This is a genomic window from Sorangiineae bacterium MSr11954 (assembly GCA_037157815.1).
Taxonomy (GTDB): Bacteria; Myxococcota_A; Polyangia; order Polyangiales; family Polyangiaceae; genus Pendulispora; species Pendulispora albinea.
Genome location: CP089984.1, coordinates 5,441,732 through 5,462,418 on the forward strand (window position 1 = coordinate 5,441,732; position 20,687 = coordinate 5,462,418).

Annotated in this window: 2 protein-coding genes (1 of these 2 cut by a window edge); both read left to right on the forward strand. The window is 68.5% G+C overall.

Annotation, left to right across the window (positions count from 1 at the left end):
* On the forward strand, nucleotides 1–2,397 hold the full coding sequence (locus LZC94_21200) for a PfaD family polyunsaturated fatty acid/polyketide biosynthesis protein (protein WXB19729.1): 2,397 nt from the start codon (nucleotides 1–3) through the stop codon (nucleotides 2,395–2,397).
* Nucleotides 2,394–20,687, forward strand: partial view of an SDR family NAD(P)-dependent oxidoreductase gene (locus LZC94_21205; GenBank protein WXB19730.1) — the 5' portion only. 825 nt of this gene lie beyond the right edge of the window; only the first 18,294 of its 19,119 coding nucleotides appear in the window; its start codon is at nucleotides 2,394–2,396; its stop codon lies beyond the right edge, outside the window. The genes LZC94_21200 and LZC94_21205 overlap by 4 nt, the downstream gene beginning before the upstream one ends.

The window sequence follows — 20,687 nt, forward strand, 5'->3', positions numbered from 1 at the left end:
ATGAGCAAGCAAAAGACGGTCTTCATGTTCTCGGGGCAGGGTTCCCACTATTATCAAATGGGAAAAGAGCTCTTCGAAGAGCACCCGATCTTCCGAAAGACCATGCTCGAGCTCGACGAGTCGTTCGCGAAGCTCGCGGGCGGATCGGTCCTCAAGGAGCTCTATCGCGAGGACCGCAAAGCGAGCGACTGGTTCGACACGATTCGATACACGCACCCCGGCATCTTCATGGTGGAATGGGCGCTCTTTCAGGCCCTTCGATCCGAGGGGATCGAGCCCGATTGCGTCTTTGGTGTCAGCGCGGGCGAGTTCGCGGCCGCCGCCGCCGCGGGGATGATGAAGGTCGAGGACGTCGCCCGCTGCATCGCAAAGCAGGTCGAGGTGATCGAAGCGACGTGTCCGACCGGGGCGATGCTCGCGGTGCTCGCGGATCCCACGACCTTCGAACGGATCGACGCGGGCGGTGAACATGCCGAAATCGCGGGGGTCCATTACGCCTCGCACTTCGTGCTGTCGGGCCCCACCGAGGGCATCGCACGCGTGGCCCGCTCCCTGGATCGGCTAGGCACCGTTCATCAGAAGCTCCCTGTCAGCTATCCATTCCATTCGCGGTGGGTGGACCCGACGCGCGCCGCCTATTGCGAATTCCTTTCATCGCGTGAAATGCGACGGGCGCGGATACCCTTCGTATCGTGTTTGCGTGGCGATTTTCTCGACGCGCTCGCGCCCGATCATCTCTGGCAAATGGGGAGAGGGCCCATCCTCTTTCGCGAGGCCGTCCGAGCGCTCGAGACGACGGGGGATGAATGGGTCTACGTGGATCTCGGCCCGTCGGGCACGCTCGCGGGCTTCGTCAAGAACAATGCAAAAGAGAGATCACCGAAGGCCGTCGTGAGCATCTTGAGCCCCTTCGGGCCCGCGACGAAGGGGCTCGAGCGGGTGAAGGAGCTCGCGCATGCGGGCCGGTCCCGTGACGCGCCGCTCGTTCGCCCCGCACGCGAGGACCAAAGGCCGCCCAAGGATCGTTTGGATGCTGCGCTCCCGGCGATCACCTCCGAGACGCTCGGGAGCCGCTCGTTTCGCGAGGCTTATGGGGTCAAGTACGCGTATGCGTGCGGCGCCATGTACCGCGGCATCGCCTCCGAGGCGCTGGTGGTCCGCGCCGGGAAGGCGGGCCTCCTCGGATTTTTCGGTACCGGAGGCCTCGAGATCGCGCGGATCGATGCCGCCATCGCGACCATTCGAAAGGAGCTTACCCACTCCGAGCCGTTCGGAATGAACCTCGTTCACAACCCGAGCCTCCCCATCGTGGAAGACGAGACGGTGGCTCTCTTTCTCGCGCGTGGAATCACGACGATCGAGGCGGCCGCGTTCATGCAGGTGACCCCCGCCCTCGCGCGCTTCCGAGTCGCGGGGCTCCGGCGCAACGAGCACGGGCAGGTGGACGCGCGCCATCGCATCCTGGCCAAGGTCTCTCGGCCGGAGGTCGCCGAAGCGTTTCTCCGGCCGGTCCCGGAGAAGATCCTCGACCGCCTGCGGCGTGCCCAAATGGTCACCGAGGAGCAGGCGCAGATGGCACGCGAGGTGCCGATGGCCGACGACCTCTGCGTCGAGGCCGACTCGGGCGGCCACACCGATCGAGGCAACCTCGTCGTGCTCCTGCCCACCATGCTCCGGCTGCGCGATCGCATCGCGCGCGAGCACGGGTGGGCGGCGCGCGTGCGCGTCGGTGCGGCAGGCGGCATCGGCACCCCGGAGACGGCGGCGGCAGCGTTCATGTTGGGGGCCGATTTCATCCTCACCGGTTCGATCAATCAATGCACGGTGGAAGCCGGTACGAGCGACGCAGCCAAGGACATGCTCGAAGGGATGGATATCCAGGATACGGACTATGCGCCCGCGGGCGACATGTTCGAGCTCGGCGCGAGCGTGCAGGTGCTCCGGAAGGGGGTCTTCTTTCCAGCCCGCGCCAAGAAACTCTATGAGCTCTACCAGCAGCATCCATCGCTCGACGCGATCGATCCGGCGACGGTGGCACAAATCGAAGAGCGCTATTTCAAAAAGAGCATCGACGCCGTGTGGCGCGAGACGAAAGCATACTTCACGGCAAAGGATCCGCGTGAGGTCGAAAAGGCGGAGGCCAATCCGAAGCACAAAATGGCCCTCGTGTTCCGCTGGTACTTCGGCCACAGCCAGCGGCTCGCCATGGCCGGCACGGAGGGGAGCCGTGTCGACTATCAGATCCACTGCGGGCCCGCGCTGGGTGCGTTCAACCAGTGGGTCCGCGGCACGAGGCTGGCGCGGTGGCGCGACCGTCATGTCGACGACATCGCGCTGACATTGCTCGAAGCCACGGCCGGATACCTGAATCGCCGTACGCAGGAGCTCGCGCGATGAAACGTCGGACGCCGGACATGGATGCGGTTGCGGTCATCGGGATTGGCTGCCGATTTCCCGGCGCGCGCGATCGCCATGCGTTCTTCGAGAACCTTCGCCGCGGCGTGAGCTCCATTCGTGACGTTACGCCCGATCGCTGGGATGTCGCGCGCTTCTACTCCCAGGACATCGAGGAGGCGAACACGATCATCAGCAAGTCCTGCGGCCTGCTCGAAGACGCCTTCGCGTTCGACGCAGGATTTTTTCGAATCCCGCCGAGGCAAGCGAAGATCATGGATCCTCAGCAGCGCCTGCTCCTCGAGGAGGCGTGGCACTGCATCGAGGACGCGGGTGTCCCCCTCGAGGAACTGCAGCGGGAGCGCTCGGCCGTCTTCGTCGGTGCCAGCAACTTGGATTATGTCTTGCGTGAGGCGCACCCGACGGCGAGGGTCGAGAGCCATTCGGCGCCGGGCAATGTGCCGTTCATGATGGCCAACCGGTTGTCCCACGTGCTCGGGCTGACCGGTCCGAGCTTCACCTTCGACGCCGCCTGCTCCTCCGGGCTCGTCGCGGTCCACGAGGGCGCGCGGGCCCTGGCGACGATGGAGGCCGATTGGGCCCTCGCCGCCGCCGTGAGCCTCTCGCTCCATCCATGGCGATACATCGGCTACTCGAAGGCGCGGATGCTCAGCCCGGACGGCCAGTGCAAGGCGTTCGACAAGAGCGCAAACGGCTTCGTCCCCGGTGAAGGCGTGGGCGTCGTGCTTCTGCGAAGGCTCGCGGACGCGGTGCGGGACGGGCAACACATCTACGGCCTCATCGTGGGGAGGGGCATGAACCGAGGTGGCGATCCGCGCAGCATCACCGCCCCGAGCGTGGCGGCTCAGCGTGATGTGGTCCTGCGGGCGCTGGAGCACGCGAAGATCGACCCCTCGACGATCACCTACCTGGAGGCCCACGGCACGGGGACATCGCTCGGAGATCCGATCGAGGTGGCCGCGTTGACCGAGGCGTTCCGGCGCTTCACGGATGCCAAGGGGTACTGCCGCATCGGCTCGGTCAAGAGCAACATTGGACACCTCGAATCGGCGGCAGGCATCGCGTCGCTCGTCAAGGTCCTCATGATGCTCGAGCACCGCGAGGTGCCAAAGACCTTGCACGTCGCGACGCCGAACCCCCTCATCGACTTTGGGGGCAGCCCGTTCCAACTCGCCACCGAGCTCTCCGACTGGCATCCGGCGCGGGAGGATTTGCCCCTGCGGGCAGGCGTCAGCAGCTTCGGCGCCGGGGGCGTGAATTGTCACGTTCTCCTCGAAGAGTACGTTCCGCCGCCACAGCCCGCGCATGCGTCGCGACCGGGCGGGGCGCATCCGTTCGTGCTCTCGGCCGCGACCCCGAGCGCGCTCGCGGCGCTCGTCGATGCATGGCGGGGCTTCGTCGACGGCGCGCGGTTCGCGTCGCTGCCGGTCGAAGACATCTGCCGTACGCTCGCGACGGGTCGAGCGCACTTGCCGCAACGTATTGGCGCGGTGGTCGAACGCCATGACGAAATTCGAACGTTCCTCGCGGATCCGCCTCGTCCGATGGATCCTGCTCCCTTTTGGCTCGCCTTGGGGACCGTTCCGGCCCTCGAGCGAGAGTCGCTGAAATCGGTCCTTGCGCGCGATCCGTTCGTCTCCGTCGTCTCGGACGCCGAGAAGAAGTTCGTCATGGAGGAGCCGGCGGCGAGCGGCATCCTGCTCGCGAGCGCATTCGCGCGGGCGCTGTCGGCGCACGGCTTCGTGGCGGCTGCGATTGCCAGCGAGGGCTCCGGCTTGTGGAGCGCGCTGCTCACCGCCAACATGATCGATCTCGAGGGGGCCTTTGCGCTCTCGACCTCCCGAGCACCGCCGGGCGGCGAGCTGCGGAGGCCATTGATCCCGTTCGTCGATCCGACGACGGGTCGCATCGTTGGCCGCTTTGGCGTCGCGGCATCGTACGGGAGCTCGCTCGTCCGCGAGGCCCGCCTCGACGAGCGCGAGGCGCAGCGCCTCTTTGCGATGGCGCGCCTCCTCGGGGAGGGCCAGTACACGTTTCGGAGTCACATCGACGAGTGGAACGAGGCCTTGCGACAGCACGGCCGCGCCGGGTCGAGCGTGCTCGGTGACCACGCCGGCGAGCGACGATCCGTGCTCGACGCCGTGGCCGTGCAGAACGCCCTCGATCGACTCAACCGCAAGTGGAGCCTCTCGCCCGAGCGAAGCATCTCCGATCCTCACATCGGTGAGCTCTGCGATCTCCTGCTGGACGGCCTGCTCACGATCGAGTCGTGCGTCTCCCTCTTCGTCGGTGGTGAAGCCGCGAGCGCGCGGATCGCGGCGGAGATCGGCGCGCGCATCGATCGGCTCGACGACGGCAAGCCCTACCGCACCTTGCGGGAGCATGGCTCGCGCCTCGACGAGGTTCACGATGCGGCCGAATGGGCCGAGCGCGCGCTGCGAGCGGACGGGCGGGTCCACGCGCCGGCGGGCACGCGCCTCGTCCAGGTGGGGCGAGGTCGAGACGATCGGCGCGCGGCGCGGGTCGTCGACGATCCAGCGTCGGCCCGCTTCGCAGACGTACTCCTTTCCCTGTGGCTGCAGGGATCCCAGGTCGACTGGGGAAAGGTTCATGCGGGTACGGGTCACCGGCGCGTCCCGCTTCCAACGTACCCCTTCGCGCGCGAGACCTACGTCGCGGCGCATCCAACCCCGGGATGGCTCCCGGGTGCGCCCCAGTTGCCCGAGCTGCGATCCGCGGCCCCGGACGCGGGGGCGTCGCTCGTCCTCTTGGAGCCTCGTTGGGTGAAAGCGGCTGCCCTTCGCGAGCACGACTCCATGTCCGGTCCGGTGCTCGTCTTCGACCCGAGCACGTCCGAGCTCGACACAGCGGCCGACGGAATAGCCGACAGGATAGCGGATGCACTGGGCGCGCCCGATGTCTTCGTCGCGCGATCCGGGTCGCGCTACGAGGAGCGCGGTCGCCAATTCACGATCCGGCCTGCCGAGAAAGACGACTACGCGCGGATGCTGGGGGCCATCCGCCGGAGCGCTCCCCTGCCCTGCACCATCGTCCATGGTTGGTCCCTCGCCGCGGGACGTGACCACGAGACCGCGATCGACGAGGGGGTGATCGCGCTCTTTCTTCTGACGCAGGCGCTCATCGCGCAGCGACCCGAGGGCGCGATCCGTATCGTGCACCTGCATCGGGCAGGTCCCGCGCGGCCCGAGCTCGCCGCGGTGGAGGGGCTGGCGCGGACCGTGCGCATCGAGAATCCAGCCTTCGTTCTCAAGTCGGTCGCGCTCGACACGGGTACGCTCGACGCGGGCGCGGGAGACATCCCGTGGGGCGTCATCGCGCTCGAGGTCGCGGCCGCGTTCGACGGCACCTCGGTGCGCTATCGCGGCGCGCGACGTTTCGTGAAGCGTCATCGGGAGATTGCACCTCCTTCGGAGATCGCACCGCCTTCGGAGATTGCGCCGGTGCCGCGGCCGAGCGGCCTCCGAGGTGGCGGCGTCTACCTGATCGTGGGCGGCGCGGGCGGCATCGGTCTCGAGCTCGCGTCGCACATGCTGGCAACGGTCGATGCGAAGGTCGTCCTCTCCGGACGCTCGCCCATGAGTGACGCGCTCGAGCGCCGCCTCGGGCAGCTCGGCCACAGGGACCGCGTGGTGTATCTGCAGGCGGACATCGCGCGGCGTTCGGAGGCCGTGCGCCTGGTGTCGAGCATCAAGGCTCGGTTCGGGCGGCTCGATGGGGTCGTTCATGCCGCCGGGGTTCTCCGGGATTCGTTCGTGATCCGAAAGTCGGTGGCCGATTTTCATACGGTGCTCCGCCCGAAGACCGGCGTCGTGCACCTCGACGAAGCCACGAAGAACGAGCCGCTCGACTTCTTCGTCCTCTTCTCGTCCCTCGCGGCCGTCGTCGGGAACGCGGGCCAGACCGACTATGCTTCCGCCAACGCCTTCCTCGATGCGTTTGCGGTCAAGCGCGCTCGAATGACCTTGCGCGGAGCGCGCTCCGGTCGAACCATCGCCATCGGCTGGCCGCTGTGGGCCGACGGCGGCATGCGCGCGACCGACGGCGCGGGCACCGCGTTCAACGCCGAACACGGCTTCTGCCCCATGCCGACGAGCATCGGCATGCGCGTCTTCGAGGACGCGCTCACCCGGGCGGACGCGCGCGCGCATTGGCTCGTGCTCTACGGCCAGCGCGAAAAGCTGCTCCGTCTCGTCGAGGAAGCGCCTACCCCGACCGCCGTGGTCGCCGCGAAGCCGGAGACGAGCGCTCCCGCGGAGGGCATCGTGGAAGCGGTCACCGCCTATGTGCAACGCATCTTCTCCGAGCTGCTGGAGATGCCCATCGCCGAGATGGACGCACACGCGGGTCTCGACGATTTCGGGCTGGACTCTCTCCTCGTCAACCAGTTCAACACCCGCGTCGAGCGCGACCTCGGGCCGGTGTCGAAGACGCTCCTCTTCGAGTGCCGCACGATGGCCGATGCCGCCGCCAGCCTCGCGCGGCTGCACGCTCCACGATTGACCGCGCTGCTCCATCCGAGCGGTGGCGAGACCCACGACGCGCCGGCCACCCCGCGGGCATCGGTCCGGGCCTCCCAGCGCGACGCGTCGCGCTCGGCGGCCGAGGACGCGGGGATCGCCATCATCGGCCTCGCAGGGCGCTATCCGCAGGCCGCGGATCCAGCGCATCTGTGGTCGGTCCTCGCCGAGGGGCGGGATTGCATCTCGGAGATGCTTCGATTTCCCGCCGGAGAGCATCGGCGGTGGGCCGGAGTGCTCGAGGACGCCGACGCGTTCGATCCGCTCTTCTTTTCGATATCGCCGTCGGAGGCCGAGCTCATGGATCCTCAAGAGAGGATCTTCCTCGAGACCGCCTTCGCGGCGATCGAGGACAGCGGATACACGAGAAGGACACTGCGCGAGCGCGCGGCCCGGAGTGTGGGCGTCTTCGCGGGGGTCACGACCAACACCTACTTGCTCTGGGGGCCGGACGAATGGCGCAAAGGCCATGACACCATCCCGACCTCGTTTCCGTGGTCCGTGGCCAACCGCGTCTCGTACTTCTTCGATCTGCACGGGCCGAGCGTCACCGTGGACACGGCCTGCGCGTCGTCGCTGACGGCCCTGCACCTCGCTTGCGAGAGCCTGAAAAAAGGTGAATGCGCGCTCGCCCTCGCCGGTGGCGTAAACCTCTATTTGCACCCCTCGAAGTTCGATTACCTCCGCCAAAAGGGTATGGCTTCGCCGACGGGGCGCTGCCACACGTTCGGCGAGCGCGCCGACGGCTTCGTGCCTGGAGAGGGGGTCGGCGCCGTCGTGCTCAAGCCTCTCGCGAAGGCGCTGGCCGACGGGGACCGCATCCATGGCGTCATCAAGGCGACCGCGGTGAACCACGGCGGACGCACGAACGGATTCGCCGTGCCGAACCCGAAGGCGCAGACCGAGGTGATCGCGCGAGCCCTCCGCGAGGCACGCATCGATCCGAAGACCGTGGGGTATGTCGAGGCGCACGGCACGGGGACGTCGTTGGGCGATCCGATCGAGGTCGCGGCCCTCTCGGAGGCGTTTGCAGGTGCAGAGCGCTGCGCGATCGGGTCCGTCAAGACGAACATCGGTCACCTCGAGGCCGCCGCCGGCGTGGCGTCGCTCACCAAGGTGCTCCTCCAGATGCAGCACCGGAAGCTCGCCCCATCGCTCCACGCCGAGCGACTGAACCCGAAGATCGACTTCGCCGGCTCGCCGTTCGTCGTCCAGCAAGAGCTCTCGGACTGGGAGCCGATCACCCTTCGCGAAGGGGGGCAGCTCCGGATCTATCCGCGCCGCGCGGGGGTGAGCTCCTTCGGTGCGGGCGGGGCGAACGCTCACGCCGTCATCGAGGAGCATATCGAGGCGCGGCCGTGGGGATCTGCGCGCGACCTCGAGCATGCGATCGTCGTCTCGGCCAAGAACGTCGAGCAGCTGCGCGCGCACTGCGAGCGTCTTGCGGTCTTCCTTCGCGAGCATCCGCGCGCACCGCTCGGCACCATCGCCCATCAGCTGCAAGTGCGTCGCGAGGCCATGGAGGAGCGGTTCGCGTTCCTGGCCCGCAGCAGCGACGAGGCCGCGACGGTGCTCGCGTCGTTCGCGGACGGGACGCTCTCCGAGGGTCCGAACGTGGTGCGCGGCACGGTGCGCTCGGGCGGCGCCGCATTGGCCAAGGCCTCCGCGCGCACGCCTGCAGCCATGATTCGCCAGTGGGTGCAGGGCGCGGAGGTCGATTGGAGCTCGCGCTATGACGGTACACCGGCGCATGTCACCTTGCCGAGCTACCCCTTTGCGCGCGAGCGCTATTGGATCCCCGGCGCGGGTGCTCCTCCGGTCGAGACGACCGTTCATCCGCTCCTCGGCCGCGCGCGCGAGGGAGCTCATGACGAGCTCACCGTCGAGCTGAAGGCCGCCGAATTTTACCTCCGCGATCACGGCGTTCACGACGCAAAGGTGCTCCCGGCCGTCGCCTATCTCGAGATGGCGCGCGCGGCGGGAGCGTCCCTCGGTTTGGCGACGGCCCGACTGCGCAACAACGTATGGCCCGCGGCGATTGCCCTTCGCGCGGGCGAGCAGGCGCGAACCGTTCACGTCGGGGTGGAGGCGACCTCGAAGGGAGCCGACTACCGCGTGTGGAGCCGTGGCCCGAACGGCGACGAAATCATCCACGGGCAGGGAAAGATCGAGGCGTCGCACACACGCGAGCCCGAGATCGTGGACATCGACTCAATCCGGCGACGGTGCGCGGAGCGAGGGAGCCCCGCCGCCCTGTATGCGCGGCTCGACGAGCTCGGCCTCCACCTCGCGAAGAGCTTCCAAGGGATCCGCGACGTACGCTTCGGCGCGTCGGAAGCTCTCTCCGAGATCCAGTTGCCGGAGCATCTGCGCGGAGGGAGCTCGCCCTACGTCCTTCACCCGGCCTTGATGGACTCGGCGCTCCAGGCCACGCTCGGTCTCGTCGATCGCCGTGCGCCGCTGGACGCGCTCCACATCCCGTTCACCATGGGGGACGTCGAAGTCTGGGACGCGATCCCCGAGCGCTGCTTTGCGCACGTGGAGCTTCGCGCCGCGACGCCCAACGGCAAGAAGGTGGACGTGCGCATCCTCGACGTAGAGGGGCGAGTCGTCGTCCACATCCGCGACTTCTGGGTCCGGCCTGCGGCGGCGGCGACGACGGCATCGGCATCGGCGGTGACGGCGGCATCGGCGCCCGGGAGAAGCCCGGCCGCCGCCTTGGGATCGTTTTTCCAAGCGCGATGGGTCGGGATCGCGAAGGGCGCGGCGGCGCCTCGCGATGCATCGGGACCGCTCGTGGTCTTTGCCCCGACCCATGCGCCGCGGGCGAGCCTCGAACGGCACCTCGGGCGGGCCGTGATCACGGTCGTGCCGGGCTCCAAATTTCGCGCGGTCCCCGGTGGGTTCGAGGTCGATCCGGCTTCTGCGCCCGACCTTCAGGCGTTGGTGGACGAGGTACGTCCGCACGACGTCCTTTTTGCTTGGTCGAGGGGCGACTTCGCGTCGCGCGACGATGCGCTCGGCGCGCGCGTGCACGCCAGTCTGATGCCGATCGTGCGCCTGACGCGCGCCATCGTGGCGAGCAAGACGCATCGGTCCAAGGTGCGACTTCTGGTCGCGTATCCTGGAGGGCCCGACGACCGTCAGCCCGGAGATCAAGCGATCGCGGGATTTTTGCGCGCATCGTCGCTCGAGAGCCCGCGGCTCTCCCACGCGGTCGTCGAAGTGGCTCGGCGCGCATTCGACGCGCTCCTGGCGGGCAGGCTCGTGGGCGCTGGCAGCATGCTCGTCGACGAGCTCGCGGGCGAATGGGAAGCTTCCGAGCTCCGTCTGCATGACGGGCGGCGCTGGGTTCGCCGGCACGAGCCGCTCTCGCTCGATGCGCATGCGCGCTCGATTCGCGAAGGTGGGTCCTGGATCATCAGCGGCGGCGCGTCCGGTCTCGGCCGGCTCGCGGCGAGAGATCTGGTGGTGCGCACGGGGGCGCGCGTCGTGCTCGTGGGGCGGTCGCCTCACGATGGCCGCATCGACGCGCTCGTTGCATCGCTGCGCGAGCTCGGCGGCGACGCGCGCTACATCCAGGCCGATGTCGCGCGAGCAAGCGATGTCTTCGACGCGGTACGGAGGGCCAAGGCCGCCTTTGGAGCGCTTCACGGCGTCATCCATGCGGCGGGGGTGAAGCGGGACGGTTACCTCGTCCACAAAACGGACGAGGATTTCCGCGCGGTGCTCGCTGCGAAGGTCGACGGGACCGCCCATCTCGACGCGGCGACCGCGGACGAAGAGCTCGACGTCTTCGCGACGTTCGCGTCCATGGCCGGGGTCACCGGTAACGCGGGTCAATCCGACTATGCCTTCGCCAACGCGTTCCAAGACTCGTTCACCGAGTGGCGCGAAGAGCTGCGCGCCGCGGGTAAACGCTCCGGTAAGACCATCGCGATCGATTGGCCCCTATGGGCGGAAGGCGGGATGCAGGTCGGACCCGAGGCCCTCGAGGCGCTCCGCGCCACATTCGGACTGGCGCCCCTCGCGACCCACGAAGGTCTGGCGGCTCTCGCCTCGATCCTCGAAGGGCCAGCCGGATCCATCCTCTATGTGCCCGGCGATACGACCAAGGTGCGGCGGATGCTCGATGGCCGAACGGCCTCCTCCATCCGGGCGGTCGCGGTCGCGCCCGAAGCCCCTGCCCGCGCGGCCGCCGCCACCGTTCGGGCGGTCGCGGTCGCGCCCGAAGCCCCTGCCCGCGCGGCCGCCGCCGCGACGGATGCGGTCATCGCGATCGTCTCGGAGATCACGAAGCTGCCGCGCGGCCGCGTCGACGCGAAGAAGGCCCTCGCCGACTATGGCCTCGATTCGATCGCGTTCACACGCCTCGCGAACAGCATCAACACCCGGTGGAACCTGGAGCTCACGCCCGCCATCTTCTTCGAACATGCGACGATCGCGAGCTTCGTCGACTACCTCGCCGAGGCCCACGGCGCGGACCTCACACCGCCGGACGCTCCCGTCGCGGCGGAGCCGACCGCCCCGCCGCCGCCCGCGGAGACAGCGCCGCCCCCCGTGGAGATGGCATCGCCCTCCGTCGAGACGGCGGCGCTCCGCGTGGCGACGGCGTCGCCCTCCGTCAAGACGGCGGCGCCCTCCGCCACGACGGCGGCGCCCCCCGTGGAGACGGCATCGCCCCGCGTGGCGACGGCATCGCCCTCCGTCAAGACGGCATCGCCCTCCGCCACGACGGCGCCGCCCCCCGTGGAGACGGCGCCCGCGGGCACACGCGAGCCGATCGCCATCGTCGGGATGCACGGGCTGATGCCGCAATCGGACGATCTCGCCGAGTTCTGGCGCCACCTCGAAGCGGGCGACGACCTCGTGACGGAGATCCCCGCCGATCGCTGGGACTGGCGCGCGGTCTTCGGTGATCCCCAAAAAGAACGGAACAAAACCAACAGCAAGTGGGGAGCATTTCTGCGCGCCGTCGACGAGTTCGACGCGAGCTTCTTCGGCATCTCGCCGCGCGAGGCGGAGCTGATGGATCCGCAGCACCGCGTCTTCCTCGAGTGCGCCTACAAAACCATCGAGGAGGCCGGATACAAGCCGTCCGACCTCGCGGGCTCGAAGACGGGCCTCTTTCTGGGCATCTCCAGCCGCGACTACTACGACGTGATCCGGGACAGCGGCGTGTCCGTCGAGGCCTACACGACCACGGGCAACCTCCACTGCGTGGGGGCAAATCGCATCTCGTACCTTCTCGACTTGAAGGGACCGAGCTTTCCCATCGATACGGCGTGTTCGAGCTCGCTCGTCGCCATCCGGTCGGCCATCGAAGCCATTTGGGCTGGGAGCTGCGATCTCGCGATCGCGGGCGGCGTGAGCTTGCTCGTCACGCCGACGATTTACGTCTCCTTCTCCCGGGCGGGGATGCTCAGCCCCGACGGTCGATGCAAGACGTTCGACAAGAGCGCCAACGGCTACGTGCGCGGCGAGGGCGCGGGCGCGTTGCTGCTCAAGCCTCTGAGCAAGGCCCGGCGCGACGGGGATCATATCCATGCGATCATCCGCGGCAGCGCGACCAACCATGGTGGCCGCGTCAACACGCTCACGACGCCGAACCCCCATGCGCAAGCGGAGCTCATCGTGTCCGCTTACGAGGAAGCGAAGGTCGACCCGGAGACCGTCTCGTACATCGAGGTGCACGGGACGGGCACGGCCCTCGGAGATCCGATCGAAATCAATGGGTTGAAGAGAGCTTTCCGCGAGCTGCGCAAACGCGCGGGCCAAACGGAGCTCACGGAGCCGAGCTGCGCGCTCGGCTCGGTCAAGACGAACATCGGGCATCTCGAGCCCGCCGCCGGCATGGCAGGGCTCTTCAAGGTCCTCCTCGCCATGCGGCATGGCAAGCTCCCCCGGACCTTGCATCTGCAGGAGCTCAATCCGTACATCCAGCTCGACAAGAGCCCATTTTTCGTCGTTCGTGAGCCTTTGGAATGGAAGCCACGCCTCGACGCGAACGGGCGTCCGCAGCCGCGACGCGCCGGCGTGAGCTCGTTCGGCTTCGGAGGCGCGAACGGTCATCTGCTCCTCGAAGAGTGGCTCGACGGCGCGCGACCGGTGGAGACCCCGCGCGACGAGGTCTTCGTCCTCTCCGCCAAGAGCCACGAACGGCTGCGCGAATATGCCCGCATCCTCGCGCGCTTCGTCGATGCTCGGCCCCCCGCCCCCGAAGCCACCGGCGCGGCAGCACCGGACGCCACGGACGTGGAGGAGGAGCTCGTGACCCGCGCGGCGGAGATGCTGGGCGTCAGCCCCGCGGAGATCTTCGTCGACGAGGACCTGGAGATGCTCGGGTTCGATGGCGTACGCCGAGGAGCGCTCTGGGAGTGGATCTCTGGCGCCTACGGTTTCGCGCGCGATCCCCACGCCGAGACGTCGGCGCTGTCGATCGCCTCGATCGCGCGCTATCTCGCGACCGAGCACACGGGCGTGCGGCGCGCCCCCGGTGGCGCCCTTCGCCCGCCCGGCGCCGGTGAGCTTCCCCTCTCCGATATCGCCTACACGCTCCAAGTGGGGCGTGAGGCCATGGAGCACCGCCTGGCCATCGTCGCGCGAGGCGAGCGCTCGCTCATCGAGGCTTTGTGTGCGTTCGCCGAGCACGGGGGGCTCACGGCCGCGAGCTTCGGCGGCGTAGCCGATGCGAAAACGGCGCACCCGGCGGGTGACCTGCGCGATCCCGCCTCGCTCGCGCGCGCATGGGTGTCGGGAGCGAGCGTCGACTGGAAGCAGCTCCACGATGGGCGCGCGCCCCGGCGGGTGTCCCTCCCGACGTATCCGTTCGCGCGCACGCGTCATTGGATCGCGAAGCGGGCGGTGCCCGCGGAGAGCACCGCGCGACATCCCTTGCTCGATGGTCGCGTCGCGGGACGAGCGTCGACCTTCCACAGAACCCTCCGGCCCGACGAGCCGGTGGTCGCAGAGCACGTGGTGCAGGGACGGCCGGTGCTCCCGGGTGTCGCGCACCTGGAGATGGCGCGCGCGGCGATCGCCCAGCTCGAAGGGTTCGACGCTCGGGTCGATCTCCACGACGTCGTGTGGCTCGAGCCGCTCGACGTCCCCGCGGGCGAGGTCGAGGTGCAGGTCGACGTACGGCCCGGCGGCGGCGCGGCCCGCTACGAGATCACCAGCCACCGCGGCGAGGGTCGGATCGTGCGGCACTCCCGCGGGGAAGCGAGGCCCGTACGCGACACCTCCGAGGTCGAGACCGCCCCGCGCGAGCCCCTCCACGCCATACGTGCACGATGCACACATCGCCTCGATGGGGCCGAGGTCTACGCGCGCCTGGCGCAGATCGATCTGATGTACGGACCGAAGTTCCAGGGCATCCGTGAGGTCTTCACGGGACGCGACGAGGCGCTTGCCCGCGTGGCCCATGCAGGCGGTACCGAACCGTACGTGCTGCACCCCACGATGATGGATGCGGCCCTTCAGACGATCCACACCGCATCGCTCGCCGAGAACGCCGACAGGACACGGCTGCCCTTCGCCGCCGAACGCATCGAGGTGATCGGGCCGATCCCGGCCGTGGGGTGGACGCACGCGCGGAAGGTCGGCCACGATCGCTACGAGGTCGCCATCCTCGACGACGGAGGGCGGCCTTGCGTCGTTCTGCGGGAGGTGTCCGTCCGGGAGGCCAAGGCACCTCCGCGCATCGCGGGCGACCGCGACCTCCGCGGCCCTCGCCGGAGCGCGCACCAAGGCGCGGGCGAGGATCCGTTCGCGAACTTCTTCTTCGCCCCGGTCTATCGTCCGCGGCCGCTCCCCGCAGCGCCATCGCCCGAGGCGAGGGCCTCCGAGGCTGCGCGCCGCGCGGGCCCCGTCCTCATCATTCACACCGAGAGGAGCTCGGCGCTGGCCGATGCCATCGCCGCCCGCGAGCCGATGGCAGGACGGAGCGTGACGCGCCTCGCGATCGACCCCGCCGCACCGCAGAGCTTTCTGAACGCCCTCGGCCGTGTATCCGCGCCGCGCCGCGTGTACTTCCTTGGAGGCGCGACGGACGCGGTCGATGCCCTGGATCCCGCGCACCTCGACCTCGCCGAGGAAGCCGGCGTGGTCGCGCTCTTCCGGCTGATGAAGCACCTGGGCGAGCGCGAGCGCGTTCAGGAGCTCACGGCCCTCACGGTGGTCACGTGCGGGGCGACGGATCCCGACGGACGCGGGATCGCCCATCCCTTCGCGAGCGGGCTCGCCGGCCTCACGAAGGTCCTCGCGCGGGAGTACCCGCGCATGTCCGTCGCGTACCTCGACGTGGACGCGGGCGATCCCCAAGGTGCGGCCCAGGCCATCGTGGACGAGCCCGCACAGGGCCGAGGAGAGGACGTCGCGATCCGCGACGGGCGGCGTCTGGTGAGGGTGCTCGAGCCGCTCGTCCTCCCGCGGACAGAGACGCCCACGCTGCGCCGGGGCGGTACCTATCTGATCGCGGGCGGCGCCCGGGGCATTGGGCTGCGGCTCGCCGAACACCTCGTCGCCACCGTGGACGCCAGGGTCGGGCTCATCACGCGCACCGCGCCGAGCGGCGACGACGCGATCCGCGTCGAGCGACTCGTCAAGGCCGGCCGCGCCATCCACGTGTCCGCCGATCTCACGGATCTGTCGAGCGTGCGCGCGGCGGTCACGGCCATCGAGGGCCGGTTTGGGGCGATTCACGGGGTCGTTCACGGCGCCATGGTCCTCCGCGACGGGATCGTGGAGCGAATGAGCGAGGCGAGGTTTCGCGAAGCGCTCGCGCCGAAGGCAAGGGGGAGCGTCGTCCTCGCGAACGTCTTCGCGGAGCGGCCGCTCGATTTCATGCTCTTCCTCTCGTCGGTGGGCTCGTTCACGACCCCCGCGGGCCAGGGCAACTACGCGGCGGCATGCGCCTTCAAGGACGCCTTCGCCCTGCACCTCGCCGCGCGTGTGAGCTTCCCCGTACGGGTCATCAATTGGGGCTTCTGGGGAACGGTCGGCGTGGTCGCCTCCGACGAGTACCGGGAGCGGACGGCCGCGCGCGGTTTTGCCTCGATCACGCCCGACGAAGGTATGGAGGCGATCGAGCGCGTGCTCGCGGGCGATGCGCGGCAGGTGATCGCCGTCAAGGCCGACGCGCGCGTGCTCTCCGAGCTCGGGGTCGTCGCACCGGCTCCTCCCCGTCCGGGGATCGCGATGGCGCCCCTCGCCGGCCGCGCACGGAGCGCCGGCGACGAGGAGGCGCTGGGCGAGCTGCTCGGCCACGGGGTCCTCGAGAGCATGCGGACCTTGGGCGTCTTCCGCGGCCCGGGTGAGCGCTACGAGCTTTTGGCCTTGCCCGATACCCTCGGCGCTGCACCCGAATATCGGCGGCTGGTTCGCGCGCTCCTCGACATTTTGGAGCGGCGCGGATTCGTCCGGCGCGAGGGGTCGAGCTCCCTGGTCGCAACGGAGGCCGTCTCGGCAGAGGGACATCGCGGTGTCATGGAACGCATCGCGCACGCGATCCGCACGACCCGTCGTAGCCAGACCGCGCGGCTCGCTCTGCTCCTCGCGTGCCTCGGCGGACTGGCGGACGTCCTCGCGGGGCGGGTCCGTGCAACCGACATCGTCTTCCCCAATGGATCGACGGACCTGGTCCGCGATGTCTACGAGGGAGAGGAGACCGTCGACTACACGAACGCCAACGTCGCGCGCGAGGTCGCGCAGATCGTCCTGGAACGGCGGGCGCGCGGTCAGAAAACGGCGATCCTCGAGATTGGCGCGGGCACCGGCGGAACGACGCGCCCGGTACTTCACGCCCTCGCGGCGCACGCGGATCATGTGACCTACGACTTCACGGATATCGGGGTGCGGTTCCTCAAGAGCGCCGAGGCGAAGCTCGGACGCGCGCATCCGTTCCTCCGTGTGCGGCATCTCGACATCGAGAAACCCCTCGAGCCGCAAGGTTTCGCGCCGCAAGGCTACGACGTGCTCATCGCTGCGAATGTTCTCCATGCGACGCGAGACCTCGATGGGGCGCTCACCAACGGGCGCCGCCTCCTTCGGGACGGGGGCGCCATCGTCCTGAACGAGACGACGCGGGTGCAGGATTTTTTGACGGTGACCTTCGGTCTCCTCGAGGGGTGGTGGCTTCACGAGGAGGAAGACGAGCGGCTGCCTTCATCCCCTCTGCTCGATGCCGGCATGTGGACCGAGCGACTCGCACGGGCGGGCTTCGGTCATGCGGTCGCGATCGGCACCGGCGATGACGGCCGCGATCTGCCGCTTCAGGTCATCGTCGCCCGCGCCGAAGTGCTCCCCATGACAACGCCCTTACCAAAGAAGACGGAAACCGTGTCCCCACCCCCGAACGAGCGTGCCCTCGCGGCGCGTCCCAGCGCGCCGGATAAGGCCGAGAAGCGCGCGGCCGAAAATGCCTACGCCCGCGTCGCCGCCGTCCTCTTCGAGGCGGTATCGAGTTGCTTGAACCTTCCGGCCGCCGCGATCGACGCGGACAAGCCGCTGGCGTCGTTCGGGGTCGATTCGATCGTCGGGGTCGAGTTGATCAACAAGGTCAACGACGCCCTCGGCATCGTCCTGCGCACCATCGTCGTCTTCGACTACCCCACCATCGGAGAGCTGGCGAACCACATCGTCGCGACGTTCGGTCACGCCCTCGCCCCCGAGAACCGCGCGACCGAAAACCCCAGGCCCGAGAACCGCGCACCCGAGAACCGCGCGCCCGAAAGCCCCAGGCCCGAGAACCGCGCACCCGAGAACCGCGCGCCCGAAAGCCCCGCGCCCGCCGCCCCGCCGCGCGAGGACTTTACCAACACCGAGCTACGAGCCGTGCTCTTCGAGCGCCCCGGGCGGCCGCAGGATCTCCGCATCGTGCCTTTGGCGCCGCGGGGACCTCGGCAAGGCGAGGTCGAGGTCGAGGTGCGCGCCTTTCCCATCAACTTCTCGGATTTTCTTGCGGCGCAGGGCCTCTACCCGATGATGCCCGAGTTCCCCTTCACGCCCGGCGTCGAGTGCTCCGGCGTCGTGCGGCGGGTCGGCCCCGAGGTGACGCGCGTGAAGCCCGGCGACCCGGTGATCGCCCTGACGCGTCCGTCCATGGGCGGGCAAGCGTCGCGCGTGATCGTCGACGACACGTTCGTCGTCCCGAAGCCGGCGAACGTGACCCACGAGGAAGCGTGCGGCTTGCCTGCGGCGTTCCTCGCCATGTTCCTCGCGCTCGAGAAAGCCCAGGTGCGGCGGGGCGAAAAGGTCCTCATCCCAGCGGCCACCGGCACCAACGGTTTGATCGCCGTGCAGCTCGCGCTGCTGGCCGGCGCCGAGGTGTTCGCCACCGCCGGCTCCGAGCCGAAGGTCGAATTTCTCCGCAGGATGGGCGTCGCGCACGCGCTCAACTACCGCGAGCGCGACTTTGCCGCGGAGATCCGGCGGGTGACGGCGGGATATGGGGTCGACGTCGTCGTCAATACGGTCGCCGGGGAGACCTTGCAGAAGGGGCTCGACCTGCTCGCTCCAAGTGGTCGCTATGTCGAGATTGCCGTCTTTGGTCTCCAGACCTCGAAGGCCATCGATCTGTCGAACCTCGTCGACAACCAGCACTTCGTGAGCCTCAACGCGAAGAAGTACTTCATCCGGCATCCCGAGGAGCGCGCGCGCTACCTGGAGGTGCTCGCGTCGTATCTGGAGTCGGGGCGCATCAGGCCCTTCGTCTCGAAGGTGTTCCCGTTCCATCGGGTGCGCGACGCCTACACGGCCAAGGAGCACCGCGAGACGATTGGCCGGGTGGTCGTGACCCTCCCCGAGCGCGAGGCGATGCGGACCGTCGCACCGGAGGCGCCGGACGTTCGAGAGCTCGCGCCCCGCGGCCCTGCGATGGACATCGCCATCATCGGGATGTCCGGTCGTTTTCCGGGGGCAGAGAGCACGAACGCGCTCTGGAAGAACCTCGCCGAGGGTCGGGATAGCGTCCGGGAGATCCCCTCCGACCGCTGGGATCTCGGGCGCTTCTTCGACCCCGATCCGACGCGGCTCGATGCCTCGTACAGCAAATGGGGAGGATTCCTCGATGGCATCGACGAGTTCGACGCCGGCTTCTTCCAGATGTCCGGCAAGGAGGCCGCCCAGACGGATCCTCAGCAGCGCCTCTTCATGCAAGAAGCCTGGCGCGCCTTCGAGGATGCCGGCTACTCGCGCAAGGCGCTCGGCGGAAAGAAGGTCGGCGCGTTCATCGGGGCGGGCCAGCAGGACTACCTGATTCGGATGAACGCCGCGGGCGTCGTCAAAGAAGCCCAGTCGTTCTGGGGCAACGAAGCGTCGATCCTCTCCGCGCGGATCTCCTACTTCCTGAACCTCAAAGGCCCTGCCATCGCGGTGAACACCGCGTGCTCATCGTCCCTCGTCGCGCTCCACCTCGCGTGCCGCAGCCTCCTCGATGGCGACTGCGAGATGGCCCTCTGCGGAGGCGTGTTCTTGTGCATGGCGCCCGACTTTTATGTCGTGACCAGCAATGGGCACATGCTCTCTCCCGAAGGCAAATGCAAGACGTTCGATGACACCGCCGATGGCTTCGTACCCGGTGAAGGTGTCGCGGCGCTGGTCCTCAAACCCCTGGCCCGCGCGATCGCGGACGGCGACCACATCCACGCGGTCATCAAAGGGACCGCGATCAACCAGGATGGCAAGACGAACGGCATCACGGCCCCGAGCAGCCTCTCGCAGACGGAGGTGGAGCTCGCGGTCTACGAGGGTCACGGCATCGATCCGGCGACGATCTCGTATGTCGAGGCACACGGCACGGGAACGAAGCTGGGCGATCCCATCGAGATCCAGGCGCTGACCAATTCGTTCCGCAAGTTCACGGACAAAAACGAATTTTGTCGCATTGGCTCCATCAAGACGAACATCGGTCACACGGCTGCGGCGGCAGGTGTCGCGGGGATCATCAAGATCGTTCTCGCGTTTGCCAACGAGAAGATACCGCCGTCCCTTCATTTCCAATCGGCCAATCGCCATATCGATTTCGACGACACGCCCTTCGTCGTGAACGACCAGCTGACCGCGTGGCACCCTACCCCAGGCGCCCCGCGACGGGCCGGCGTGAGCGGGTTCGGGTTCAGCGGAACGAACGCGCACGCCGTGCTCGAGGAGCCGCCCGCGCGCCGGCCTGCCGTGTTCCGCCCTCGTGACCAGTATGTCCTACCGCTGGCGGCGGAGACCAAAGGCGCCCTCCATCGCAAACTGGAAGATCTGCTCGCGTGGCTGGACAGCGGTGCGGAGCACGCTCTCGCCGAGGTGGCCTACAATCTGCAAGTTTGCCGCACGCACTTCGGCGAACGGACCGTGCTCGCGGCCCGCAGCCTCGACGAGCTCCGGCGCGGAATTCGCGCGGTGCTCGCCGGTTCGAAGGGCGCGGTCGCGGGACCCACCCCCATCTCCGACCCGGAGGTGGCTGCGATGACCCAGCGGTATCGATCGGGTGAGGACGTCGACTGGGAGAGCCTCTGGCGCGGCGACCGAATGCTCCGCCTGCCCATGCCGACCTACCCGTTCGAGCGCGAGCGCCACTGGTTCACTGCCCACGATACGACCTACGGAGCTCGCCCGAAGAACCCGCGCACCCCCGCAGACGACGGAAAAAATGGGCATGGGAACGACGCGCCCCCGAGCGGGCGCGATCTCGTCGTGACCTTTACCGGCAAGGAGACGTTCCTCGCCGACCATCGGCTCGACGGC

What these genes read in the sequence shown, in the direction of transcription:
- LZC94_21200 (WXB19729.1), top strand. Translation starts at nt 1, where the DNA reads ATGAGCAAGCAAAAGACGGTCTTCATGTTCTCGGGGCAGGGTTCCCAC.